22 protein-coding genes and 1 pseudogene are annotated in these 23,822 nt (G+C 47.1%); 12 read left to right on the plus strand and 11 right to left on the minus strand.

Features of this window, described 5'->3' with window-relative positions:
* Window positions 1–27: 27 nt before the first annotated feature.
* On the minus strand, window positions 28–1,245 hold the full coding sequence (locus tag Q1B11_RS04980) for a VTT domain-containing protein (protein ID WP_299728521.1): 1,218 nt from the start codon (window positions 1,243–1,245) through the stop codon (window positions 28–30).
* Window positions 1,246–1,353: 108 nt separating this feature from the next.
* On the opposite strand from Q1B11_RS04980, the gene trmH reads away from it, so the two are divergent.
* From trmH to Q1B11_RS05005, 5 genes are all read left to right on the plus strand, one after another.
* Window positions 1,354–2,040 carry a tRNA (guanosine(18)-2'-O)-methyltransferase TrmH gene (gene trmH / locus Q1B11_RS04985; RefSeq protein WP_299728524.1) on the plus strand — a complete coding sequence of 229 codons (687 nt, stop codon included), beginning with the start codon at window positions 1,354–1,356 and terminating at the stop codon, window positions 2,038–2,040.
* A 27-nt stretch (window positions 2,041–2,067) separates the two neighbouring features.
* The gene (gene tesB, locus Q1B11_RS04990; RefSeq protein ID WP_299728527.1) at window positions 2,068–2,949 is read left to right on the plus strand and encodes an acyl-CoA thioesterase II; all 882 of its coding nucleotides are present in this window, start codon (window positions 2,068–2,070) and stop codon (window positions 2,947–2,949) included.
* Window positions 2,950–3,272: 323 nt separating this feature from the next.
* On the plus strand, window positions 3,273–4,295 hold the full coding sequence (locus tag Q1B11_RS04995; protein WP_299728530.1) for a polysaccharide deacetylase family protein: 1,023 nt from the start codon (window positions 3,273–3,275) through the stop codon (window positions 4,293–4,295).
* A 474-nt stretch (window positions 4,296–4,769) separates the two neighbouring features.
* The gene (locus Q1B11_RS05000) at window positions 4,770–5,033 is read left to right on the plus strand and encodes a c-type cytochrome (protein ID WP_299728533.1); all 264 of its coding nucleotides are present in this window, start codon (window positions 4,770–4,772) and stop codon (window positions 5,031–5,033) included.
* A gap of 56 nt (window positions 5,034–5,089) precedes the next feature.
* A complete protein-coding gene (locus tag Q1B11_RS05005; protein WP_299728536.1) occupies window positions 5,090–5,623 on the plus strand; it encodes a DUF2878 domain-containing protein in 534 nt (177 codons plus the stop codon).
* Between the two features lie 11 nt (window positions 5,624–5,634).
* On the opposite strand, the gene Q1B11_RS05010 is transcribed toward Q1B11_RS05005, so the two are convergent.
* On the minus strand, window positions 5,635–6,120 hold the full coding sequence (locus Q1B11_RS05010) for a hypothetical protein (protein ID WP_299728539.1): 486 nt from the start codon (window positions 6,118–6,120) through the stop codon (window positions 5,635–5,637).
* A gap of 179 nt (window positions 6,121–6,299) precedes the next feature.
* Here Q1B11_RS05010 and selD point away from each other — a divergent pair, with 179 nt between their 5' ends.
* Window positions 6,300–7,334, plus strand: a complete 1,035-nt coding sequence (gene selD / locus Q1B11_RS05015; protein ID WP_299728542.1) for a selenide, water dikinase SelD — start codon at window positions 6,300–6,302, stop codon at window positions 7,332–7,334.
* A gap of 338 nt (window positions 7,335–7,672) precedes the next feature.
* Here the strand turns inward: selD and Q1B11_RS05020 are convergent, their stop codons facing one another.
* Entirely contained in the window at window positions 7,673–7,918 is a 246-nt protein-coding gene (locus Q1B11_RS05020) for a hypothetical protein (protein WP_216636469.1), read from the minus strand.
* Between the two features lie 186 nt (window positions 7,919–8,104).
* Window positions 8,105–8,494 (minus strand): annotated as a pseudogene (locus tag Q1B11_RS05025) (secondary thiamine-phosphate synthase enzyme YjbQ); the annotation flags it as partial.
* Window positions 8,495–8,807: 313 nt separating this feature from the next.
* Here Q1B11_RS05025 and Q1B11_RS05030 point away from each other — a divergent pair.
* Window positions 8,808–9,272 carry a hypothetical protein gene (locus tag Q1B11_RS05030; RefSeq protein WP_299728546.1) on the plus strand — a complete coding sequence of 155 codons (465 nt, stop codon included), beginning with the start codon at window positions 8,808–8,810 and terminating at the stop codon, window positions 9,270–9,272.
* Window positions 9,273–9,371: 99 nt separating this feature from the next.
* Window positions 9,372–9,842 (plus strand): DUF1097 domain-containing protein, encoded by a 471-nt coding sequence (locus Q1B11_RS05035; protein ID WP_299728550.1) that lies wholly within the window; start codon window positions 9,372–9,374, stop codon window positions 9,840–9,842.
* Between the two features lie 258 nt (window positions 9,843–10,100).
* On the opposite strand, the gene Q1B11_RS05040 is transcribed toward Q1B11_RS05035, so the two are convergent.
* Entirely contained in the window at window positions 10,101–10,631 is a 531-nt protein-coding gene (locus Q1B11_RS05040) for a hypothetical protein (RefSeq protein WP_299728553.1), read from the minus strand.
* A 211-nt stretch (window positions 10,632–10,842) separates the two neighbouring features.
* Between Q1B11_RS05040 and Q1B11_RS05045 the strand changes: the two genes are divergently transcribed.
* Entirely contained in the window at window positions 10,843–11,922 is a 1,080-nt protein-coding gene (locus tag Q1B11_RS05045; RefSeq protein WP_299728556.1) for an OmpA family protein, read from the plus strand.
* A gap of 244 nt (window positions 11,923–12,166) precedes the next feature.
* Here the strand turns inward: Q1B11_RS05045 and Q1B11_RS05050 are convergent, their stop codons facing one another.
* The 6 genes from Q1B11_RS05050 to Q1B11_RS05075 all read right to left on the minus strand — a co-directional run bounded on the left by Q1B11_RS05050 (window position 12,167) and on the right by Q1B11_RS05075 (window position 18,031).
* Window positions 12,167–13,141, minus strand: a complete 975-nt coding sequence (locus tag Q1B11_RS05050) for a glutathione S-transferase family protein (protein ID WP_299728559.1) — start codon at window positions 13,139–13,141, stop codon at window positions 12,167–12,169.
* Between the two features lie 298 nt (window positions 13,142–13,439).
* Window positions 13,440–14,219: a siderophore-interacting protein gene (locus Q1B11_RS05055; protein WP_299728562.1), complete on the minus strand. Its 780-nt coding sequence runs from the start codon at window positions 14,217–14,219 to the stop codon at window positions 13,440–13,442.
* A gap of 16 nt (window positions 14,220–14,235) precedes the next feature.
* On the minus strand, window positions 14,236–14,997 hold the full coding sequence (locus Q1B11_RS05060) for an ATP-binding cassette domain-containing protein (RefSeq protein WP_299728565.1): 762 nt from the start codon (window positions 14,995–14,997) through the stop codon (window positions 14,236–14,238).
* Between the two features lie 10 nt (window positions 14,998–15,007).
* Window positions 15,008–15,958 (minus strand): iron chelate uptake ABC transporter family permease subunit, encoded by a 951-nt coding sequence (locus Q1B11_RS05065; RefSeq protein WP_299728568.1) that lies wholly within the window; start codon window positions 15,956–15,958, stop codon window positions 15,008–15,010.
* Window positions 15,951–16,910, minus strand: coding sequence for an iron chelate uptake ABC transporter family permease subunit (locus Q1B11_RS05070; protein ID WP_299728571.1), 960 nt, complete (start codon window positions 16,908–16,910; stop codon window positions 15,951–15,953). The genes Q1B11_RS05065 and Q1B11_RS05070 overlap by 8 nt, the downstream gene beginning before the upstream one ends.
* 185 nt (window positions 16,911–17,095) lie before the next feature.
* Window positions 17,096–18,031 (minus strand): ABC transporter substrate-binding protein, encoded by a 936-nt coding sequence (locus tag Q1B11_RS05075; protein ID WP_299728574.1) that lies wholly within the window; start codon window positions 18,029–18,031, stop codon window positions 17,096–17,098.
* A 432-nt stretch (window positions 18,032–18,463) separates the two neighbouring features.
* Between Q1B11_RS05075 and Q1B11_RS05080 the strand changes: the two genes are divergently transcribed.
* Genes Q1B11_RS05080 through hsdR form a run of 3 tightly spaced genes read left to right on the plus strand, consistent with a single transcriptional unit; the run spans window position 18,464 to window position 23,621 of the window.
* Complete coding sequence (locus tag Q1B11_RS05080) at window positions 18,464–19,930, plus strand: N-6 DNA methylase (RefSeq protein WP_299728577.1); 1,467 nt, start codon at window positions 18,464–18,466, stop codon at window positions 19,928–19,930.
* Window positions 19,930–21,120 carry a restriction endonuclease subunit S gene (locus tag Q1B11_RS05085; RefSeq protein ID WP_299728580.1) on the plus strand — a complete coding sequence of 397 codons (1,191 nt, stop codon included), beginning with the start codon at window positions 19,930–19,932 and terminating at the stop codon, window positions 21,118–21,120. Before Q1B11_RS05080 ends, Q1B11_RS05085 begins: the two co-directional genes overlap by 1 nt.
* Entirely contained in the window at window positions 21,120–23,621 is a 2,502-nt protein-coding gene (hsdR, locus tag Q1B11_RS05090) for an EcoAI/FtnUII family type I restriction enzme subunit R (protein ID WP_299728583.1), read from the plus strand. The genes Q1B11_RS05085 and hsdR overlap by 1 nt, the downstream gene beginning before the upstream one ends.
* The last annotated feature ends 201 nt before the right edge of the window (window positions 23,622–23,822 follow it).

Genomic DNA, 23,822 nt, shown 5'->3' on the forward strand with positions numbered 1-23,822 from the left:
GACCATACGACATAAGTCAAAAGATGCTTAGGCGTTTTCTTTCATTTTTTGCCACAGAATGGTTGTTAAAGCCCAGAACAACCCGATTAAAACCCCGGCAATAACATCGCCAACCCAATGGACATGAAGAAACAGTCTCGATAGACCTTCCATGAACATAATGAACAGTCCTAAAGACGATATTATCCATTGCCACTTCATAGGTTTATGAATTGCCAGAGTCCCCACTATCCAGGTAACCACAAAAGTAGTGGCCGTAGTGTGTCCTGATGGGAAAGAGTATGGATCCAACCCCATAGCCATAACAGGCCGAGAGCTATCTACCAGATATTTAATGCCCCATACGGATACAGCCATCAATACGCTACCTGCAATAACAGGCACTACCTGAACGGTTCTTTCAAATCGGTACTGCCACAACCAGGTACCAATAATCAAAGCGGCCAGAAACGGGATACTCCCCATCAATGTCACCCACTCCATCGTCTTAACAACCCAGGGCTGATAGAGCGGAGCAAGCCATACAAAGAACAGTCTGTTTAATAGATCAAAATAACCTGCAACATTGGACGAAATGATAAAAGTACACAGCACAAGACTGAGTATCAGATAAAAAGATAACGATAGCCGTAACCACTTACCCAGATAATGAGCAATGACTGGTAGCAGTACCGATACAGCAATCACTGTGACAAAAATCTTAATCAACTGGTCTGGTATTTGATCATGCATTTGCAGTGCCGCACCGGTAAAGTAACCTGGCAAGAGATAAACCGGAGCCCAGCCAATGGCTGAAAGAAAGTTAACCGGAAAAAAATACACCGGTCGCATATTCATCATGCCCGCCACTGCAGGAATAATAGGGCGAATCGGCCCGACAAAACGCCCAATCACAACGCTCATCACACCATAACGTTCAAAAAAAAGTTCACCTCGTTCTATCCACTGAGGATGACTTTTAAAAGGCCATATACGACGAAGGTTTTCGTGAAAGTGATAACCCAGGAGAAAGCTCAACCCATCACCTATCACAGCCCCGGCAAATGCCCATGCGAGAATAGGAAAAATGCTCAATTCAGCTGCGCCTGCAATAGCGCCAAGAGCAAACAACATGGCAACACCCGGCAGAACAATGCCAACAACTGCCAAAGATTCCAGGCAAGCCACCAGCGCGATGACAGGTCCAACCCAAATGATATTGCTCTGCAGCCAGAGGTGCAGGGTGTCCAGATAGCTGTGATCCAATGTATTACTTCCTCCGGAGAGCTGTTATTCTGAATATTCTCAGAAAATTCTAATAAAAACACAGCGCCCATTTTTGAAATCAAGCGCCATAGCCTACCTGAAAAAAACATGACACCGGAACGTTATCGTAAATTTTGCGAAGTACTGGATAAACGACAGCCCGACTTGACCGTATTGATGGATCAGGTTCACAAGCCTCATAACATCTCAGCCATTATCCGCACCTGCGATGCTGTGGGCATTCACGAGATTCATACGACACAGCCCAAACGCAGCAATCGTTTGTATCGAAGAAAATCCATGGGCAGCCATCGCTGGGTAAACCTGCAGGATCATCGCTCTTTTGAAGAGAGTGCTACCGCTTTAAAAAATCGAGGTTTCAAACTCTTCACCGCGCATTTTTCCCCTGACAGCATACCTTATTACGACATTGATTTTACTCAACCCTGCGCCATTGTTCTTGGTGCAGAAAAAGACGGCGTAAGCCCTGAGGCAGCAGCACTGGCCGATCAACACATGATTATTCCTATGGTGGGTCATGTGTCCTCCTTTAATGTGTCTGTCGCTGCTGCCATTATTCTTGTAGAAGCCCAGCGGCAACGAATGGAGAAAGGGCTGTATAACACCCGAAGGTTGGATGATGATACTTGCCGTAAAACACTGTTCCGCTGGGGCTATCCGGAGCTGACCCGGTATTGCGATGAACGAGGTCTCAACTATCCTGAAATTGACGACAAAGGACAGTTAATTGAACCTTCTCTGTGGTACAGTCAGATTCGCCATTCACACACGTAAAAACCCTTACCGTTTGAGAGAAACAGGATGAACGAAGTACTGGAAGAACTGATCAACCAGTTATCACTTGAGCCCATCGAAAACAATATTTTCCGCGGGCAAAGTCAGGATCCAGGCTGGGGACGGGTGTTTGGTGGGCAGGTTATTGGTCAGGCACTGTCTGCAGCACGTCAAACCGTTGATCCGGCTCGTCATGTTCACTCCTTTCACAGTTACTTCCTGCGGGAAGGCGACAGTAGTAAGCCCATTGTTTATACCGTCGACTGCATTCGGGATGGCAGAAGTTTCACCACCCGCCGGGTTGTTGCGGTGCAAAATGGCAAGCCCATTTTCAACCTCTCCGCCTCTTTCCATATTGACGAACCTGGCTACGAGCATCAGGACAAAATGCCGGACGTTATCGCTCCCGAAGAAGCGATGAGCGAAACCGAGCTTGGCGAAAAATACATCGATCTGATTCCGGCAGGCATGAAAAAACATCTGAGCACTGCCAAGCCTATCGAGATAAGATTTGCCGATCCGTTAGATCCAATGGCGGATAATGGTCGTCCACCCAACCATAAAATCTGGATTCGTGCTAACGGACAGCTACCGGATAACTCCGGTCTCCACAAATACCTTCTGGCCTACGCTTCCGATTTTCAGTTTCTCTCTGCCAGCCTTTACCCACACGGCGGTGCAGGATTCCAAAAGCCGATTCAAATCGCCAGCTTGGATCATGCCATGTGGTTCCACCGCCCCTTCCGCATGGATGAGTGGTTGTTGCATTGTGTCGAGAGCACCACGGCTCATGGCGCCAGAGCACTGGTGAGAGGACAGATTTTTAATCAAGCCGGAGAACTGGTGGCATCCACCACTCAAGAAGGGCTGATTCGGGAACTGAAGAACTCGGAGAAACAAACTTTTTAACGCACTAAAACTGGCCAAAACATTGATAAAAAGGGTTTTTACCCGCCTTAAACTATTGTCTAAAGGCGAATCATCAATCGCCTTTTATAATTGAATATGTTCGCTATTGAAATTTAACCGCCGCCATTCGACATTCGTCCTTCAAAATGGCGGCTTTTTTTTGCCAATTTCACACGTAGTTGGCACGATAGAAGATAATCTCTAGATAACGATAAAATCCAGACAAACGATCCTAAGGACATCCTGTGAATTTGAGTTCGCTATCACGTCAGGCACTCCGTCCGTGCCGCCAGTTTCTTTTATCTCTTACCAGCTTTTTGATCATGGCTGCATCAAGTGCCATGGCATCAGAATCTATTGTGATTCTGCAATACCATCACGTCAGTGATAAAACCCCGAAAGTGACCAGTGTTACTCCTGAGACATTCAGAAAGCACATGAGCTACCTGCACGACAATGGTTTCAATGTGATCTCGCTGTCGGAAGCCGTAACTGCTTTGCGTAACAAGCAGGACATTCCGGAAAAAACGGTGACCATCACATTTGATGATGCTTACCTGAACATCTATGAGAATGCCTTCCCAATCCTGAAGAAGTACAACTATCCCTTCACGCTGTTTACCGCCACCGTGCCAGTGGATAAACGTTATAAAAAGTTTCTGAGCTGGGGTCAGATCAATGAGATGGCCAGTTCTGGCGCCACCATTGCCAACCACACTCTGGAGCATGGCCACAGTGTTGAGAAACTGCCCGGTGAAACCAAGCAACAATGGCTGACAAGGTTCCAGAAAGATTTGGAAGCCAACGAAACTCGAATCAAAGAAAAAACCGGTCAGAGCGTTAAGATGTTCGCGTGGACGTTCGGAGAAACCACGCCTGAGCTGCGCGGTTTGTTAGACGACCTTGGTTATGTTGGTTTTGGCCAACAATCCGGTGCTGCCAGTATTTATTCCGATTTCACTCGCTTGCCACGTTTTCCCATGGCTGGCATTTATGGCGTGAATGATTTCGGGATCAAGGTTAAAAGTAAGGCGCTACCCGTGAGCGTTCAAACGCCAGAGTCCTCCATCATTACAAAGGAGAATCTTAAGCCTGAACTCAAGCTCACACTTGCTGCTGGTGATTATCAGAAAAAACAGGTGAAGTGTTATGCCACTGGGCAGGGTGAGCTGGAAGTAGTTTGGCTTGATGACGAGAAAACCCAATTTAAAACACAGGCGAAATCACCACTGCCCGTTGGCCGCTCTCGCTACAACTGCACTGCTCCCTCTAACAGCGGCAAAGTGTATTACTGGCATTCCCACGCCTGGTTAAGGCTTACTGATGACGGAAAAGCATTAAACTGATTGTTGCTATATGCTGTATGGAAATCCATAAGTAGTTGACCAAATGGAATCGAATATTTCTGGGTGAGTGGACAGTTACTATGCAAGGCACAATGCAGGGAACATAGCCGTAGCTATGTGACCGGAATTGTAACGCAGTAGAGTGGCTGACCACTTGCTCAGAAAATATGATTTCATTTGGTTAACTACTTACAGCATCTGCCACGAATAACCATAAGCAGGCAACACATCATGACGTTTTTATACCAATGGCGCTTTAAAATTATGGAGCGAGCAAGTTATTTTGGCCGAATGGACAAGGCGACGAGACGAGTCATAGCTGTAGCTATGGCGAGGAGCTTCAACGCAGATCCAATCGTCCAAAATGGCTGCGCAGCCCATAATTTAAAAGCAGAATTGGTATTATACCCCAGAGTAGGGCTGGCCGTATTGCTATCCTTGCTCATCTCAGCATGTTCTGATCAGGCACCGACCATGGCAACACCATCCCACCTGACCGCAGCAAAAGCAAAAGCCATGCAACTCTGTGCTGGCTGCCATGGCCCACAAGGTATAGGCACAGCTCCGTTTAATCCAAATCTGGCATGCCAGAAAAAGGTGTACATGGTCAAACAACTGAATGACTATCGGAATGGCTCCCGCACCAGCCACCTACCTATGGCAAACATAGCTAAAATGCTCTCGGAGAATGAGGTGGATAGCATCAGTGAATGGTACTCCATCACCGGCTGCCCCTAATCCAAAACCAAAGCTTTTACGTACTAAATGAAAATTGTCGAATAATTATCTCAAAAATGCAGAATGATAACGTTAAATTATTGATCAACTTCCTGCTGTTCCAGTTCGGATGGTTTGCTTGTGTTCTCGGAGGCAACCAAATTGCATGGATAGTCACTATCATCATTCTGATTATCCACTTTCGATGGGTAGGCAACTGGCAAAATGAAAAACAATTATTGGCAGTCACTTTCCTGCTCGGCTGTGCTGTGGATAGTTTTTTAGGCAACCTGAATATTCTGCAATTTCAAAATCTATCAAATGACACAAGCCGTATACTTCCGCTCTGGCTTGCCTGCCTCTGGATACTCTTTAGCACAACCCTTAGGCACAGCCTTGATTGGTCACGTACTCATCGATGGATAGGTGCCTTACTGGGCTTTGTTGGAGGGCCACTCAGTTATCTGGCAGGTTCAAAACTCACAGATGTTTCACTTGCCCAACCGGCTTGGCAGACTTTGTTAGTGCTAGCTGTTATCTGGGCCATTGTATTGCCAGTCCTGCAAACCTTCTCGCAGGTGTTACTGGAAAAACAAAAGCTCAGCTTATGACCATAGCTCTTCTAGTCTATTTCTGCTTCGTACTCTTTGTAAGCAAAAATTCGGTTGATGCATGGGCTTTTAAATAATCGCGAAAACCAATAGAGGCAGAACTGCTCTGCAGGCATTGCCTGATCCGGCTGAAGTTGGCTGGTAGCAAAATGATCAATCACAACTCTGTCACCATTGTCGTCCAGAACAGCAAACTGCAGGCCTGGACCCGCGTTAGAGCCATCTTCCTTTGTATAAGAATCACAATAGAAAATCAGATCCAGTTGAATGCGCCAGATATCACGTTTACTCACCACCATCAGGTGGAAACGTGCGCTATCGAATGCTTGGTCATGGTTAGCTGAGACAAACTCAACCGGCTCTAACCAACACTCCGATTTTCGAATAAGTAGGCCGTTAACCTGTTGTGGCTCATGAGAAAACCACTGCTGAAGTACTGCCGACTGATTATTAAGTACATCAACGACAGAAGAACAAGGTAAAGTAAGCGCTCCCATCTAACTCTCCTAACTCATCAATTCTTTTTATTATTATGTTGTTGTCAAAATCAACTTCCTGTTGACCTAACTTTTATCACAGCGTTATCACATTAGAAACCTTTGTTGTCTATTTTTATGGATGAATATTTTTTCTTCGATGGTAGAGTGGCTCCACCAACTCATTATGGGTATTGCAGATGAACGATGTAAAACTTACTGAGTACAGCCATGGCGCTGGCTGTGGGTGTAAAATTTCTCCACAGGTACTGGACAGCATCCTTAAAACCAACCTGACACTTCCAGAATTTCCAGCCCTGGTTGTCGGCAATTCAAGTAAAGATGATGCTGCCGTCATGGATATTGGCAACGGTGAAGGCATCATCAGCACAACCGATTTCTTTATGCCCATTGTTGATGACCCTTTCGACTTTGGCCGTATCGCTGCAACCAATGCCATTAGTGATATTTACGCAATGGGCGGCAACCCCATTATGGCGATTGCTATTCTCGGCTGGCCTATCAATACCCTGTCCCCGGAAGTTGCTGCAAAAGTTGTCGATGGGGGACGTCAGGCTTGCGCCGATGCCGGTATTCCTCTTGCAGGAGGCCACAGTATTGATGCCCCAGAGCCCATGTTTGGTTTAGCGGTAACTGGTCGTGTACTTCTAGAGCACCTGAAAAGAAATGACCAAGCTGTGGCAGGTCATAAGCTCTTTCTTACCAAACCTCTCGGCGTGGGTATTCTCACAACAGCGCAAAAGAAAAAACGGCTGAAAGAAGAACATCAACACATAGCAACGGAAGCCATGTGCACGCTGAATAAAATTGGTGCAGACTTGGCACTGCTGAATGGTGTGAGTGCGGTCACCGATGTGACCGGCTTTGGTTTGCTCGGGCACCTTCTTGAGGTGTGTGAAGGAAGTAAAGTTAAGGCAACGATCTTTAGCGACAAACTCCCATTATTGCCACACGCGGAGGAATATCGTTTACAAGGGTGCATTCCGGGTGGCACTGAGAGAAACTTTGCCAGCTATGGCCATAAGGCCGCTGAAATATCAGAAGCTCAGAAACAAATTTTGTGTGATCCACAGACCAGCGGCGGTCTTCTGGTTGCAGTCGATCCATCCATTGAAGAGGCATTTCACAACATTACTAAACGCTATGGCTTATCTCTGGAAGCGATTGGTGAACTCTCAGCGCACGACGATGGCTCATGGGTAGAAGTCGTTTGATTGATTAAGCCAAGGCTGTAAGACTTTTTCAGGATACCGTCCATCCCTGGCATACCCTGAAAATTGCTCCTCGGTAACTGCTCCTGCGTTACTCTACCTCCTGCATCCATGCAGTCGTGCATTTTCAGGATACCGTCCATCCCTGGCATACCCTGAAAATTGCTCTCGGCATTTTCAGGATACCGTCCATCCCTGGACATAACCCTGAAAATTGCTCCTGCATTTTCAGGATACCGTCCATCCCTGGACATAACCCTGAAAATTGCTCCTGCATTTTCAGGATACCGTCCATCCCTGGACATAAAAAAGCCCGGATAAACCGGGCTTCAATTGTTGGATTAAATAGGCCTGTTTCCATAATCTCCGGAGGGTTTTTGGGGTGGATCTGCCGTGATATTCGATGGAACAGATTCGATTTCTCCGCCTTTTTTCAAGAACTCTTCAATTTGTGAGTCCAAGCTTTCCCGAAGCACTTTTCGAGACTCGACGGTTCGTTCGTCAGCCGGTTCATCCCGACTTCCCAGAAAACCAATATCAGCGCCATTAAAACCAGCAGCAGCTTTTGTAGGCTTTTTCCTTGCCATAGCTATATCCTCTAGGTACTGGTAATCAGAATTATTATTCCAAAAAACAATCTACACCCTATTTTTTTGAATAACTCTTCTGACGTTGCAATGTTGACTTCTTGTCCAATTTTTATAGTTATAGACTAGCATCATCCATATGCCAGTTTTTTCCCCTCCTTTCGTCGTTTACATCTGAAATTATCATTACGTATAAGGAGCGCCTTGTAAAGTGACGAGTACGTTACGACATCCTCCATTATCTCTATGCTCTCCAAGCCATACGCCTTGCCAGGTTCCCAATGCAAACCGACCATCCACAATGGGAATTATTACATCGGCACCGAAAAGACTGGTTTTAATATGCGCTGGCATATCATCACTGCCCTCTAATGTATGCAGGTAATAGGCTTCATTTTCAGGCATATATCGATTACAGAAGGCTTCCATATCATTCCGTACATCCGGGTCTGCATTCTCATTTATGGTTGGTGATGCGGATGTATGCTGAATGAATACATGACAAAGGCCGGTTTTACATTGCGGCAATTCTGACAGGTTGCGCTCAATGTGATGGGTAATCAAATAAAACCCTCTCTTAGAAGCTGTTCATGATCTTTTGCGAATAACGAAAACGAGGAGAAAATGTTCCTGTTTTTCAGTTTTTTGAGGCGCATAGTGGCGCTAAGTAACGAAGAAAACTGAAAAACAGGGGCGTTTTATCATCATTTGCAGCTCGCAGAAAGATTGTGAACAGCTTCTTATAGGCAGGCAGTTGAATTTGTTTCTGTAGCCACATGCTTAAGTCCTTCATCAATACAGCCGATTGGTATTGGTTAGCCCATTCAATCAAGCACGAATTAAACCATCATTTTTCTGACACTCTTTTGGGAAAGTTATAACGCATCTGATGAAACTTGACACTTTATGGAACCAACAAATCGTCAAAGCGTCACTTCTGCTCATCTTGCTAAGCTGCTTTTCTACTTCAACCAGTGCCGTATTTGATGGACCAATGAACCCTTCCGGCTGTACATTCAATGATCTGCAAAACTTCTATCTTAAAGAGCTTGGTATTGAAGGCGTAAAACTGAAATATAAACGTCAGCGTATGAAAAATCCCTATATGCGTGGCTTTACACGTCCATTGAATAATGGTGCTTTCCTGATAGCCCTTGCCGATGGGCTGGAACCCAGCGAGATACGCATTACTATGGCGCACGAACTGGTTCATGTACGTCAACTGTTGAACGATAAAATTAAACGCGCAGAATTTGAAAAGCACTATATGATCAGAAGTTTTGAAGATGAGGCCTTCCGCCTCAGCCTGCCATTAGCCATCAAATTCTATACGAAGCATACGTGTAACCACTGACAACAACCGATTATTCTAACGGATCTCCTCGTAACAACCCCCATTGGATCATCACATTAACCCGTCATACTGGGTGCTCAGCAATGGGGATCACCATCCATGCCACAACTTTTTTGTATCGCTTTGACCACCGGCCTTTTATCTGGCCTATGGGCCTGGATAGCAGACAGCTTTCACCTATTGACCTGGGCAGGGTTTCTTGGCTGCACCAGTTTCTTTGCAACTCAAGGTGACCTGAGGTCATTAATGGGTAGCATCGCCAGTAATATTTCCGGTGTCGTTTGGGCAATGGTGATGATTTACGCCTCCACCATCATTGAAAGCAGCGTAATTAATTATGTCATCATTGCAGTCGTTTCGTTCTTAATGTGCGCTCAAGCTCATAAAAAATGGCTTGCCTATATTCCGGGAACCTTTATTGGAGCCTGCACTACTTTTGCCGCAGATGGTAACTGGAAGGTCGTAGCGATTTCCTTATTTGTTGGTGCGCTAATGGGGTATGCCATGAAACATTCAGGACTTTACTTGCACCTTTTTCTAAAAAAAAAGAGCAGACCTCTGATAACTTAACTGAAAGCACGCAGTAAACTATTAAGGTTGCTTTTCCAGCTCTCAGATCCAGCCCTCCTGCAAGTCGGTCATCCACCACAAGTCTCCTGGTAGCTGACTCTTTACTGCGTACAGCTCATCGGACTCCGTCTTGCCCGTTCCCGGCCTCACCAGTAATGAACCCCCCTCCTTCTTCATTGAGCAACTGAGGCAAGACCTTTTCGCAACAACGGCTGATCATCAATCAACCAAATTTAAATACACAATTTGTCTACCTATTCAAGCCTTCACTGCCACAATCAAATTCTGCATGGCAGCAGGGATTGGTGGTGGCGGTGGCGGCTCCTCAACAACCGACATATCCCCATCCCGAAAACAGTGACTGCAGGTCGCATAAAGATCGCAGTGATTTCTTGACGATAGATCCACAATTGAGGCACTGCCATCTTCAGACTGATTTGAGACACTTTCATTAGCCTGACTATTTTCTGTGGAACCGCATTTTTTGCAATCAGGTATATAGGTGTGCCTGGAGTCCGCTCCATCCCTCATTGAGAAAAAGCCAAGCAGCATTATTATCTGTACTGAAGAAGCGACGGACTCCAGTGTTTTACAAGCACTGTAGCCATTAGTCAGGCTGGCAGTGAACTTGCCAAGGCTCTCCATCACTCTTACGGTTCTTCCGAAATCGGTACTTCCAACCTGCATGTTTGCAGTAATATTGTGTTGCGCTTTCTGGTCAGCACAAATGACAGGCCCTTCAAGAATCATTTCCTTATTGCCTTTAAAAATAACAATTACTTCTGACATAGCTATGAGCGAAAGGTTCCTAAACATATGTCCAGAAAATGCTCATATTCTGTAAACTGGCCTAAATACGTACCATCGAACCATCTAATAACCAACACAGAGGATTTACCACCAGACCGATAGGTAAAAAACACACCCACAAAGTGTTCATTAGTTCACATTTCTTGTTTAGTATCGCCGCTCCCCCCTTTGGGAATCCCTATTCCCAAATATGACACAACACATAGAGATTAAAGTACGTATGAAAGTGCAAGGTTTCGCACGCTCTGTAATGGCGATGGCTATTGGTATGGCTGTTTGTGGTACTGCTGTTGCGCAGGGCGCTGTAGCCCAGAAAGTGGTTGAGAAAGGATTCACCATCTCTGCTGGTGCTTCTTACAACAACATGGACACACACCGTGATACCGACAACACGGTTTCCCCAGGAATCGGTGTTGGCTATCGTTACAACAACCGCATCAGCGTTGAAGGTGTTTACTCCAAGGGTTCTTCCGACATTAAAGACAATGGTGGCGATGTTGATTTGAAAGAATTCCGTCTGGATGCGTTCTACGACCTGACACCATGGGATGGCAGCTTCACCCCTTACGTGGTTGCTGGTGCCAGCCACTTTGAAATGGACGCAGACAATCACGGTGCGCACGACGACACTCGTGTAAATGCCGGTTTCGGTGTTCGCAAAGCCCTGACTGAGAACCTGTCCCTGCGCGGTGATCTGCGTGCAGTTCGCTCCATGGATTACGCCCAGACTGAAAGCATGGCCAACGTTGCCCTGACCTGGACTTTTGGCGCCGTTGCTCCAGTTGCTGCGCCAGTGGTTGCAGAAGAAGTGATCGTTGCACCCGTGGTTGTGGTGCTCGATAGTGACAACGATGGTGTGATTGATCAAGATGACCAGTGCCCAAGCACACTGCCAGGCGCGACAGTAGACGCCACTGGCTGTGAAGTGTCTGAGCAAGCTGAGCTGATGGTTAACTTTGGCAATGACTCCGCCAATGTCAATGCAGCGGATATGCCGATCATTACTGAAATGGCCGAATTCCTGAAGCGTAACCAGAATGTTCGCATCAGCATCATTGGCTACACCGATAACACTGGCCCTGCTGCCTATAACCAGAAACTGTCTGAAAAGCGCGCAAGTGCTATCCGTCTGATTCTGGTGGATCAACACGGTATCGATGCCGCACGTATTGACGCGGCTGGCATGGGCGAAGAAAGCCCAATCGCCAACAACGATACTGCTGAAGGCCGTGAACAGAACCGTCGTGTAATGGTTGCTGCAGCCAAGTAATACCAATTCTGTTTTTAAATTATGGGCTGCGCAGCTATTTTGACCGACTGGATCTGCGTTGAAGTTCCTCGCCATAGCTACTACCCGAGGGCATAAAGGCTATGACTCGTCTCTTCGCCTTGCCCAGTCGCCCAAAATAACTTGCTCGTTCCAAAATTTAAAAACGCCATTGGTATAATCAAACAACAGATGTAAAAAAGGCCGGTAAGTTATTTCCGGCCTTTTTTTATCTTTTCAGAAAGTATTATTTCTTACGGTTGTGAGGCCGACTGTAGTCTATCAAAGGGCCTTTAGGCACTACTTGAGTTGGGTTAATCATAGTATGACTGATGTAGTAGTGTTCTTTGATGTGTTTGAAGTCCACCGTTTCTGCAATACCCGGGTATTGATACAGCGCACGTACATAGTTTGAAATGGCCGGATAATCCTCCAGTCGTTTCAGGTTGGTTTTGAAGTGACCGTGATACACCGCATCAAACCGAATCAGAGTGGTAAACAGTCGCCAATCAGCTTCTGTCAGAGAATCCCCTACCAGATAATCCTGTTTACTCAGAATCGTTTCTACATGATCCAGGGCTGCAAAAAGTTTGTCGTAAGACGCTTCATAGGCGGCCTGGCTGGTAGCAAAACCACACCGATACACGCCATTATTGATGGTGTCGTATATTAGTGCATTAATCTCATCAATCTCGCTGGCGAGTGTATCTGGGTAGAAGTTCAGTTCATTGCCCGTTATTGAATTAAAGGCACTATTAAACATCCGAATAATTTCAGCCGATTCGTTGGATACAATGCGCCCGGTTTTCTTATCCCAGAGTACTGGCACTGTTACACGCCCGGTGTAGTCTGATTTATTAACCGTATAAATCTGGTGCATAAACTGACGACTGTTCAAGCGATCACCGGTACTGCCTTCGCTCTGCTCGAAGGTCCAGCCGTTATCCAGCATAATCGGGCTAACCACATCCACGCTGATGTGTGCTTCCAATCCTTTCAGGGTTCTGAATATCAAGGTTCGATGAGCCCATGGGCAAGCTAACGACACATAGAGATGATAACGACCACTTTCCGCTTTGAAGCCTCCTTCACCAGACGATCCGGCGGCACCATCTACGGTGATCCAGTTTCTCAGTTGCGCCGCTTCCCGCTTAAAATCCCCGTTGTTTTTACCCGTTTCATACCAGGTATCCTGCCATTGACCGTTAACTAATAAACCCATGACCATCCATCCTCTTCCTTAAACCGATTCAAATGAGCGTTCGCCGTAACCATTTGACCGGAGCTTAGGGTAGATTCCCACCTTCGAGAGTGCTGCAAAAGATATTTAAAAGCAGATTTCGTAGATCGGTAATCCCGATGGGTTGCCGACAACAAGCCCTGCAGGGCGGTAGAATATCGGCACCCTCAGAGTTACCGACCTTGTTGTTTGGCAACAACCACCTGAGGGGGAATGACGAATTAATGGAAAATTGCTTACTACCGCTACTATTACAACCAGCAGCCATGATTTTCAGTTTTCAGTCTGCCGTATGTACTGCATCCTTCTGCTTCAACACCTTATGCTCTTCCTCAGAAATCCCCTGTTTCCAGTAGCTACTAATATAAAGCTTTTCCTTGGAAATGCATTTCTCCATCTTGAAGAACTGACGAGCCTCTCGCATCACAGAAAATTCACAGGCACACCAGACTGACACATTAGTATACGACCATGACTGATTATGAATAGCGGACAAAAACTCATCACGTCCCTTCACCCAAATAACCTCAATGCCTTCCGGTGCAATTAATGGCTGTTGATCACTGTCGTTGAGAATATCAATGATCGCAACGCCACGGGCATTAGCTGGAAGCTGTTCCAGGTTACAACTGATCGCCGGCAGTGCTGTCATATCACCCGCAAAAAGCAACCACTGGGCATCCTGATTGATCAGTTTGATATCACCGGGACCTGCTATACAAATAGTGTCGCCCGCCTTGCAATGCTCTGCCCAATTCGCCGCAGGGCCGGTATGACCATCGTGACCATGAAGAACAAAATCCACCGTCATTTCCAGCGTTTCTGCGTTGAACTGGCGAATGGTGTAGGTTCTCATCACCGGCTTCCCGTTCAGGCTTTCCAGGCAAGCTGTATCAGTAACCGGAGCACCATCAGGCATAAACAACAGCTTGATGTAACCACTGTCACAGTTTACCGGGAATCGGGATAAGGATTCTCCGGACAGAACCAGCCGTTGCATATTGGTTGTCAGTCGTTCAGCGCTTTTCACCGTTACCTGGCAGGGTTCTCGTTTTGACATAAAGCACCTGTTTTCATTAACTGTTGTAATAGAGACAGATCCTCTGCCCCTCGATTTCCTGAATATAAAATGGAATCTCGTAGATGGATTCCATTACCTCTTTGCACACCACTTCTTGAACGGTGCCCGCTTTCACCACCTCGCCCTTTTTCATGGCTACGATATGGTCGGAGTAACAAGACGCAAAGTTGATATCATGAATCACAATTACCACGGCCTTGTTCATCTTATGGGCCAGCTGTCGCAGGATCTGCATGATCTCTACGGAGTGTTTGATATCCAGATTATTCAGGGGTTCATCCAGAAATACGTAATCCGTGTCCTGCGCCACCACCATGGCAATAAACGCCATTTGTCGCTGACCACCACTGAGCTCATCGATGTAACGATGTTGAATCTCAGTAATGCCAAGATGGCCGATGGCCTCGTTGATGATGCGCTGATCTTCATCATTCAGCCGTCCCTGTGAATGAGGGAAACGCCCAAACGACACCAACTCACGAACCGTAAAGCGCATATTGATACTGTTCGATTGCCGCAGAACGGCAAGCTGCCGTGCTAACTCCCGGCTATCCCATTCAGCCAACAGTTTATTGCCAATAAGGATTTCGCCGGCATCGCTTTCTGTCAGGCGACAGGCCATGGACAACAATGTACTTTTACCCGCTCCGTTCGGCCCGATCACGGACGTCACTTCGCCCAACGGAAACAGAGCGCTGGCATCGTTAACCACCAGGGTTTTGCCGTATTTTTTACTCAATCCGGTTAACTTGATCACACAGGCAACCTTAGTTAATGCGATTTCGCATCAGCAGATATAAGAAATAGGAGCCACCGGCCAGATTAATCAAAACGCTGATGGTCGTTTGAAAAGACAACACTTTCTCAACAAACCACTGGCCAGTTATCAATAGAAATATCGCCAGCAGACTACCCGCTAGAATCAATACCCAATGCTGGTAACTCTTAAACAGTTCACGGGTTAAACTCACCGTGATCAGTCCGAAGAACAACACCGGGCCCACCAATGCCGTGGCGATGGAGATCATAATCGTCACCAGCACCATAATGCGCCGGGTGATTTTCACAGGGTCCAACCCCAGACTGATGGCGTTATCCGTCCCCAGCCAAAGCACATCCAACTGACGGGAATAAAAGAGTAAACCGCCAAAGCAAAGCATCAGCGGCCCAGCGCTCCAATAAACCAGCTCACCATTGATGTTATTAAAACTGGCAAACATGGTGTCTTGAATATTGGTGAATTCATTGGGATCAATCACCATGGTGAGAAAGCCGGTAATACTGCTGAACACACTGCCGCAAATGATGCCGATCAGTATCAGGGTAAATATACTTCGCCCCTGTCGTTTAAAGTAGAAATAGAACAGCAACAGCGAAAAGCCGATCATCACCACGCAGGACAGAATAAAATTAATCACCGGGTTGACTACCCAATGGTGAGCACTGCCCAGAAACACCACCAGCAGGACCTGAATCAGCACGTAGAGATTATCAAAACCCAGAATCGACGGTGTTAGAATTCGATTATTGGTGATGGTCTGGAACACCAGAGACGATGCTGAAATCGCCACCGCGGCAAGAATAATGGCCAGCACTTTGGGAAAGCGCAGCGATAAAAAGAACTGGTAGTTATCCGCATTCAAACCCTGACCAATAAACCAGCCGGTGATCAGCAGACACGCCACCGCCAGTAACGCCATCTTGGCAGAATCACCCATTGGCCTTATCCCTCAGCACCAAATAAATAAACACACCGCCACCAAAAATACTGATGATCAACGAAATTGGCATTTCATAAGGGAAGATCACCAGCCGCCCAATCACATCACAAATAAGCACCAGTACCATGCCCCAGTAAGCAGTCCATGGCAGGATAGTTTTCATGTTGTCGCCCATAAACAAGGAAACGATATTGGGAACAATCAATCCAAGAAAAGGAATCACACCGACAATCATCACCACCGATGCGGAGCTCACCGCCACCAGCGCGACACCAATAAAGACAATTTTCTCAAAGTTTAAGCCGATGTTTTTTGCAAAGCTTTCGCCAATGCTGGCAGCGCTGAATTGGCTGGCATAAAAGTAAGCCAGTACACACACCGGTATTGCCAGGTAGAGCACTTCATAGCTGCCCTGCAACACACTGGCAAAGTTGGCCGTGGTCCAGGCCGACATGGATTGCGTCAAATCAAATCGGTAGGCGAGAAATGTCGTTAAAGCGGATACCACATTGCCGTACATAATCCCGATCAGAGGCACTAAAACCGCATTTTTGAATTGAAGGCGCTGAAGGAATTTCACAAACAGCATGGTGCCACCCACCGCAAAGGCGAAGATCACCCCAAGCAGCGTCCACTGACCCGCATCACTGAACAACACCAGCCCAATAATGTAACCAAGTAGTGCGCAATCAATGGTGCCCACCGTGGAAGGGGAAGCAAAACGATTCTGAGTCACCTGTTGCATAATCAGGCCAGCAACACTGAGCCCGGCACCGGCAAGCACAATCGCCAGCAACCTCGGGATACGACTGATCAGAGTAATGGACCAGGTGTCTTGGTCACCACTGAGCAAACTGGCCAAAGAAACGTCAGCCACACCAATAAATAACGATGTCGCCGCCATGACAAGCAAAAGCAATAGAGCCAGAATGCGTGAGTAAAAAATCATCAGGTGTCAGCTGCACAAAAGGCATGCCCTATGGCACGCCTGAGAGATATACCCGTCGCCTTTCAAGTCGCTACTTTGTTGGCCGCGCTCGCTCACCCCGATCACCTACTAATTGTAGGCTCACGGGGCTTCGCTTACTTGCCGCCGCGTAGCAACTTAAAATCCTTTGGGTATAGGTTAAAGGATCAGTTCAATGCCTGTTGGATATCCGTAATGATATTGGCCGTACCTGTCACACCACCGCTGGTGATGTACCAGGCGTTCGGATTTACAAACACTAATCTGTCGTCTTTCGCGGCCGGTGTACCACTGACCAGTGGATTGTTAAATGCCGCCAGTGCTTTACCCGTCGCATTGCCAATGGCCTGATCACGATCCAACACAAACATGACTTCGGGAGCCGCTGTAGCAATGTATTCAAAAGAAATCAGATTACCGTGGGCGCCTTTTGCGGCATTCATACCTTTAATTTCTTCTTCACTCAGCGCAGCACTATCAAAACCAAACTCTTTGAACACCAAAGAGAAACGGCTTTCCTCATCGTACATGGCGATATTACCGCCATTATTGATCAGCATCAGGGCATCCAGATCCGCGGCCTGAACCTGATTACGAATGGCTTCAATGTCGCCGGAGGTTTTCTTGATCAGGCTTTCCACCTGAGTTTCTTTATTGAACAGCTTGCCAAGCATACGCCAGTTGTCTTGTGTGTCTTCCCAGTATTGTCCATCCATTGGATGAAACATAACGGTGGGCGCGATTTTGCTCAGATCGTCATACAGCGTCAGCATACGTGGTTCTGCAATGATGATATCTGGCTTCAAGGTATAGATTGCTTCGTAATCTGGCTCTTTTACAGTGCCAACGTTACGGGTGCTGGTGAGATACTTTTCCAGATACGCGGGCATAAGTTCATGGGGCGCACCCACCGGTTGAATATTTAGACTATCGAGAATATCCAGACTGCTCAGACCAAGCACAACCACTCGCTGAGGTGCAGCATCCAGAGAAACCGTTCCCTTGTAATGCTCAACTTCAATAACACCAGCCTGAACTGAAAAAGCCAGAGTGGCTGCAATAACGACAACTGCCTTTTTTACGAACCCTAAAACTGATGCCATGATTTCTCTCTGATTCCACATTACACGGTAAGGTTAAGACTTGAGAATGCAAGAAATCTTAACGGTACTGAAAACGATTCGTATTAGACGTTTATTTTCCAGTAGGTGCAATAGTGTGCATTACTTTCTTTGATCGACATCATGGTAGCCAAATCATTCTCACTGCAGAGAAGTCCGCAGTATATTGACTATCTCTGCAATTAAGAATATTTGACTTTTTGTTCAGGTTCTCTCGGCAACTGCTCCTGCGTTGCCGAGAGAACCTGAGCAACAAGTCAGAAAATATGATTTTATATTGTTGTGTACTTAGTAAAGGCAATAGTGATTTCTGAAAACCCTACTGAGACAAACTTTCCGCAATCAGGCAAACTATCCGCATTCAGTATTGCGTGCCATCATCATCCGCGCACGCCACCAACACGGTTGCCCTGTATGTTTGAAACAACGTTCAAAAACATAGACGACATTCTTCACAAAGATGCCGGTTGTTCCAGTGAGCTGGATTACACCGAACAAACCTCATGGATGCTGTTCCTGAAATATCTGGACGATTTCGAATACCAGCGCGCGCAGGAATCGGAGATGCTGGGCGAAGAGTATCGTTACATCATCAACAGACAACACCGCTGGAGCGAGTGGGCAGCGCCTAAAGACGACAAAGGTCATTTTGATCATAACGAAGCCATGACCGGCGACGATTTGATGGATTACGTCGATGGTGAGTTGTTCCCGTATTTAAAAGGGTTTAAAGCCCGCGCCGCCAGCCCCAACACCATCGAGTACAAAATTGGTGAAATCTTCAGTGAGATCAAAAACAAAATCCAGAGCGGCTACTCACTGCGGGACTGTTTAGAAAAGGTGGATGAACTGCGCTTCCGCTCGCAAGAAGAAAAGCACGAACTCTCTCACCTGTACGAAACCAAAATCAAAAACATGGGCAATGCTGGGCGCAACGGTGGCGAATATTACACGCCACGCCCACTGATTCGCGCCATGATTGATGTGGTGCAACCCAAAATAGGCGACACCATATACGACGGTGCCGCCGGTTCAGCGGGCTTTTTGTGTGAAGCTTACGACTATTTACGTAACGGCGGCGCTGCTAAAAAAGAGTTGTCCGTTAATGATCTGAACACCCTGCAAAAGCACACCTTTTACGCTAAAGAGAAAAAATCCCTCGCCTATGTGATTGCCATCATGAATATGATTCTTCACGGCATTGAAGCGCCCAATGTGCTGCACACCAACACCCTTGGGGAAAACCTGAAAGACATTCAGCCCAGCCACCAGCACGATGTAATTTTAGCCAACCCACCCTTTGGCGGCAAAGAGCGCAAAGAGGTGCAGCAGAACTTTCCCATTAAAACCGGCGAAACCGCGTTTCTGTTTTTGCAGCACTTTATCAAAATCCTGAAACCCGGCGGTCGGGCGGCAGTGGTGATTAAAAACACCTTTCTATCAAACACCGATAACGCCGCCATTGCCCTGCGTAAAGAACTGCTGGAAAACTGCAACCTGCATACGGTGCTGGATTGCCCCGCCAAAACCTTTTTGGGCGCGGGTGTGAAAACCGTCGTGTTGTTTTTTACCAAAGGGGAAGCCACGCAAAACATCTGGTTTTATCAGCTTGATCCGGGGCGCAGTTTGGGCAAAACCAATCCGTTGAATGACAAGGATCTGCAAGCGTTTGTCACGCTGCAGAAGGCCTTTGCAGGCTCGGAGAAATCCTGGTCACTGGCGGTGGATACGCTTGATGCAAAAACATGGGATTTGTCGGTGAAAAATCCCAATGTGGAGGATGAAGTGGAGCTGCGTTCACCTGCCGAGATTATTGAAGAGATTATTGCGCTGGATAAAGAGAGTAAAGCGATTCTGGCTAGTATTCGGGAGTTGCTGTGATGGAATGGCCATGTGTTGCTCTTGGAGAAGTATGTTCCTTCGAAAATGGAGATAGAGGCAAGAACTACCCATCCAGAGCAAAGTTTGTTCAAGCTGGGATTCCATTTGTAAATGCAGGCCATTTGGATAATGGCCAAGTCCAAATGGAGGATATGAATTACATATCAAGGGACAACTATGATCTATTAAGCAGAGGAAAATTTTCTGCAGGAGATATTCTTTTTTGCTTGCGGGGGTCTTTGGGCAAACACGCTTTAGTCAAAAAATTGGATGAAGGGGCAATAGCCTCGTCTCTTGTCATCATAAGAACGTCTGAAAAGTTGGATGCAGGGTACTTCCAACTTTATTTACAAAGTGCACTTTGTGCAGAGATGATTAAAAAATATGAGGGTGGTGCAGCGCAACCTAATTTAGGGGCTAAGGATCTAGCAAAATTTTCAATCCCTCTGCCCGAGTTGGAAGAGCAAAAACGTATCGTCACCCTTCTGGATAAAGCCTTTGCCGAGATTGAGCAAGCCCGTGCCCTTGCCGAGAAAAACCTCAACAACACCCGTGAGCTGTTTGAAAGCTACTTACAGCAGGTGTTTAGCCCGCGTGGTGAGGGGTGGATTGAATCCACTATTGGAGATTTGGGTAAAGTCTCTATGTGTAAAAGGATTTTAAAGAAGCAAACAGCTTCCTCTGGAGATATCCCCTTTTACAAAATTGGCACTTTTGGTAAAGAGCCAAATTCGTATATTGACAAAAATATTTATCGAGAATTCAAGAAAAAGTACTCGTTTCCTAAGAAGGGGGATGTCCTAATTTCGGCTTCAGGGACTATTGGTCGTAGAGTGATTTATGACGGGAAGCCTGCTTACTTCCAAGACTCGAATATTGTCTGGATAGCAAATAATGAGGAATTAGCCCTCAACAAATACTTGTACCATTTTTACGGCTTTTGTGACTGGAATCCATCGAAGGGCGCAACAATTTCTAGGCTATATAACGATGACTTAAGAAAAATAAAGATTGCTTTCCCAAGTACCCGAACACAAAAAATAATAGTTGAGAATATTGAAAACTTGGAAACCCAAGTAAGATATCTCAAAGAAAAGTATGAACAAAAGCTGATTCGCCTTTCAGAGCTAAAAAAATCCATCCTACAAAAAGCCTTCACCGGCCAGTTAACCAGCAAGGAAGTCGCCTGATGAGTACTGCCAGGACGCGCAACGAAGCAGATACCCGTGCCGAACTGATCGACCCGCAACTGAAAGCCGCTGGCTGGAGTGTGGTGGAACAAAGTTTTATTCGGCGTGAGGTGATTTGTCCTGGCATGATTTTAACCGGCGGCAAGCGCGGCACGAAGGTCGATAGTGATTATGTGTTGGTCTTCCGTGGTCGTAAACTGGCGGCGGTGGAAGCGAAAAAAGAAAGCCTGAGTTACACCGAAGGCGTACGACAGGCGAAGGATTACGCCAAACGGCTCCAGTGTCGTATGGCCTATGCCACCAACGGCCATGAAATTTACCAGATGGATATGGTAACGGGGGAAGAGAAACAGGTTGATCGCTACCTTTCCCCCGATGAACTCTGGGCGCTCACCTTTGCAGAGAAAGACAAAGCCGCGCCGGATTATCAAACCGTCTGGCGAGATCGGTTCAGCGCCATTCCCTTTGAAACCAAAGGCGACTGGCAGCCAAGGTACTATCAGGAAAACGCCATTAATAATGCACTGGACGCCATTGCCGCCGGTGAATCCCGCATTCTGTTAACCCTGGCCACCGGCACCGGCAAAACTTGCATCGCTTTTCAAACCGCATGGAAACTGTTTCAAAGCCGCTGGAGCCTGAGCACACAGAAAGCACCGGATGCATCACAACGTCGCCCACGGATTCTGTTTCTGGCGGATCGGAATGTGCTGGCGAACCAGGCGTTTAACGATTTCTCCGCCTTTGGCGACGATGCCATTGTCCGCATTGCGCCGGACGCCATTAAAAAGAACGGACGCGTGCCCAAAAATGGCAGTGTGTTCTTCACCATCTTCCAGACCTTTATGAGTGGCAAGGATGAAGAAGGCAATGACACTCCGTACTTTGGTGACTATCCGGCGGACTTTTTCGATCTGATTGTGATTGATGAATGTCACCGGGGCGGCGCTAATGATGAAAGCAGCTGGCGGGAGATTCTTAACTACTTCAGCCCCGCCGTGCAGTTGGGTTTAACCGCCACACCGAAGCGCACCGAGAATGCCGACACCTACGGTTATTTCGGCGAACCGGTGTACGTTTACACCTTGAAAGAAGGCATCAACGACGGCTTTTTAACACCGTTCAAAGTGTATCCCATTGTCGGCACCATGGATGAGTATGTGTACACCCCCGGCGACGGCGTGGTGATTCAGGGTGAGCCGGAGCCGGGCAAGCTGTATAAAGAAGGCGACTTTAACCGAACCATCACCATTCCCGCCCGTGAAGAAAAGCGGGTGCATTACTGGATGGATCGGATCAATCCGCAACACAAGACCATCGTCTTCTGTGCCACGCAAAAGCATGCGGGCATGGTGCGTGATTATATTAATCAGTACGCCGTAAAAAAGGGTTGGACGACCAATACCAGCTATTGTGTGCGGGTGACGGCCAATGACGGCACCGCCGGTGAAAATGACCTGAATACGTTTTCTGATAATGAGAAAACCATTCCCACCATTCTCACCACATCGCGGAAACTCTCCACCGGCGTCGATGCCCGCAATGTGCGCAACATTGTGTTGATGCGCCCCTGCAATAATATGATCGAGTTTAAGCAGATCATCGGGCGCGGCACACGGGTGTACGAGGGCAAAGAGTTTTTCACTATTTATGATTTTGTGAAAGCCCACCATAACTTTTCTGACCCGGCATGGGATGGCGAACCCTTGCCACCTGAACCCTGTAAAACCTGTGAAGCAAGCCCCTGCATTTGTGAAACAGAACCCTGTGCCGAATGCGGTTTCTCTCCCTGCGCCTGCCCTAAACCTGCGTGCCCGCAATGTGATCAGCAGCCCTGTGTTTGCCTTCCTGAGCCTTGTGCTGTTTGTGGCAGTTCTCCCTGCCTTTGTGATTCGGAACCACCGCCTGAAAAAATCACCATCAAACTCCACGATGGTAAAGCCCGGCAAATACAGCATATTTCGTCAGTAATGTATTGGGGGCCAGATGGCAAGCCCATTACCGCGAAAGCATTTATTGAAAAAATGTTTGATGACCTGCCCCGCTTTTTTACGGATGAAGATCAGTTGCGGAATATCTGGGGCGATCCGGATACCCGGGAAAAACTGCGCGCCGATCTTGCCGAAGCCGGTTACGACGATGAAAAACTCGACAGCATGAAAGCACTGATTGATGCAAAAGACAGCGATGTGTATGACCTTCTGGCCTATGTCGCCTATGCCACCGATCCCTGTACTCGTAAAGAACGGGTCGAAAAAGCCAAGCCGCTGATCTATGGCGCGTTCACCGATGAGAAGCAGCAGGAGTTTATCGATTTTGTGCTGGATAAATATGTGCAGGACGATGTGGATGAACTGTCTAAAGCCAAGTTGCGCGGTATGGTTGAGTTGAAATACAACACCATCAGCGATGCGGCGCAAGTGCTTGGCTCACCGGCTGCGATTGGGCAAACGTTTAAGGGGTTTCAGAAGTATTTGTATCAGGCGGGTGTGGCTAATTGATGACGACTGGTTCCCATGCTTTGAGGTTGTCGCGAAAACCTCCAACCCTGATGTTTGGGGTATGCATTCCCATGCTGTGAGGCTGTCGCAAAACTCCAGAAACCTCGTTCCCATGCTCCGCGTGGGAATGCATACGCTTTAATTTTCAATGGGTTAGAAGTATGGATTCCCACGCAAAGCATGGGAACCAGGGCTTTTGCG

Source organism: uncultured Endozoicomonas sp. (genome assembly GCF_947495845.1).
Classification (GTDB): Bacteria; Pseudomonadota; Gammaproteobacteria; order Pseudomonadales; family Endozoicomonadaceae; genus Endozoicomonas.

Excerpts from the sequence above, each read along its gene's own strand:
- Q1B11_RS05070 (WP_299728571.1), bottom strand. The coding sequence starts at position 16,910 with ATGATTTTTTACTCACGCATTCTGGCTCTATTGCTTTTGCTTGTCATG.
- Q1B11_RS05055 (WP_299728562.1), bottom strand. The coding sequence starts at position 14,219 with ATGTCAAAACGAGAACCCTGCCAGGTAACGGTGAAAAGCGCTGAACGA.
- Q1B11_RS04995 (WP_299728530.1), top strand. The coding sequence starts at position 3,273 with ATGGCTGCATCAAGTGCCATGGCATCAGAATCTATTGTGATTCTGCAA.
- Q1B11_RS05040 (WP_299728553.1), bottom strand. The coding sequence starts at position 10,631 with ATGTCAGAAGTAATTGTTATTTTTAAAGGCAATAAGGAAATGATTCTT.
- Q1B11_RS05050 (WP_299728559.1), bottom strand. The coding sequence starts at position 13,141 with ATGGGTTTATTAGTTAACGGTCAATGGCAGGATACCTGGTATGAAACG.
- Q1B11_RS05045 (WP_299728556.1), top strand. The coding sequence starts at position 10,843 with ATGACACAACACATAGAGATTAAAGTACGTATGAAAGTGCAAGGTTTC.
- Q1B11_RS05020 (WP_216636469.1), bottom strand. The coding sequence starts at position 7,918 with ATGGCAAGGAAAAAGCCTACAAAAGCTGCTGCTGGTTTTAATGGCGCT.
- hsdR (WP_299728583.1), top strand. The coding sequence starts at position 21,120 with ATGAGTACTGCCAGGACGCGCAACGAAGCAGATACCCGTGCCGAACTG.
- Q1B11_RS05075 (WP_299728574.1), bottom strand. The coding sequence starts at position 18,031 with ATGGCATCAGTTTTAGGGTTCGTAAAAAAGGCAGTTGTCGTTATTGCA.
- Q1B11_RS05080 (WP_299728577.1), top strand. The coding sequence starts at position 18,464 with ATGTTTGAAACAACGTTCAAAAACATAGACGACATTCTTCACAAAGAT.
- Q1B11_RS05010 (WP_299728539.1), bottom strand. The coding sequence starts at position 6,120 with ATGGGAGCGCTTACTTTACCTTGTTCTTCTGTCGTTGATGTACTTAAT.
- Q1B11_RS05065 (WP_299728568.1), bottom strand. The coding sequence starts at position 15,958 with ATGGGTGATTCTGCCAAGATGGCGTTACTGGCGGTGGCGTGTCTGCTG.
- Q1B11_RS05035 (WP_299728550.1), top strand. The coding sequence starts at position 9,372 with ATGCCACAACTTTTTTGTATCGCTTTGACCACCGGCCTTTTATCTGGC.
- trmH (WP_299728524.1), top strand. The coding sequence starts at position 1,354 with ATGACACCGGAACGTTATCGTAAATTTTGCGAAGTACTGGATAAACGA.
- Q1B11_RS05005 (WP_299728536.1), top strand. The coding sequence starts at position 5,090 with ATGCAGAATGATAACGTTAAATTATTGATCAACTTCCTGCTGTTCCAG.
- Q1B11_RS05030 (WP_299728546.1), top strand. The coding sequence starts at position 8,808 with ATGAAACTTGACACTTTATGGAACCAACAAATCGTCAAAGCGTCACTT.
- selD (WP_299728542.1), top strand. The coding sequence starts at position 6,300 with ATGAACGATGTAAAACTTACTGAGTACAGCCATGGCGCTGGCTGTGGG.
- Q1B11_RS05085 (WP_299728580.1), top strand. The coding sequence starts at position 19,930 with ATGGAATGGCCATGTGTTGCTCTTGGAGAAGTATGTTCCTTCGAAAAT.
- Q1B11_RS05000 (WP_299728533.1), top strand. The coding sequence starts at position 4,770 with ATGGCAACACCATCCCACCTGACCGCAGCAAAAGCAAAAGCCATGCAA.
- tesB (WP_299728527.1), top strand. The coding sequence starts at position 2,068 with ATGAACGAAGTACTGGAAGAACTGATCAACCAGTTATCACTTGAGCCC.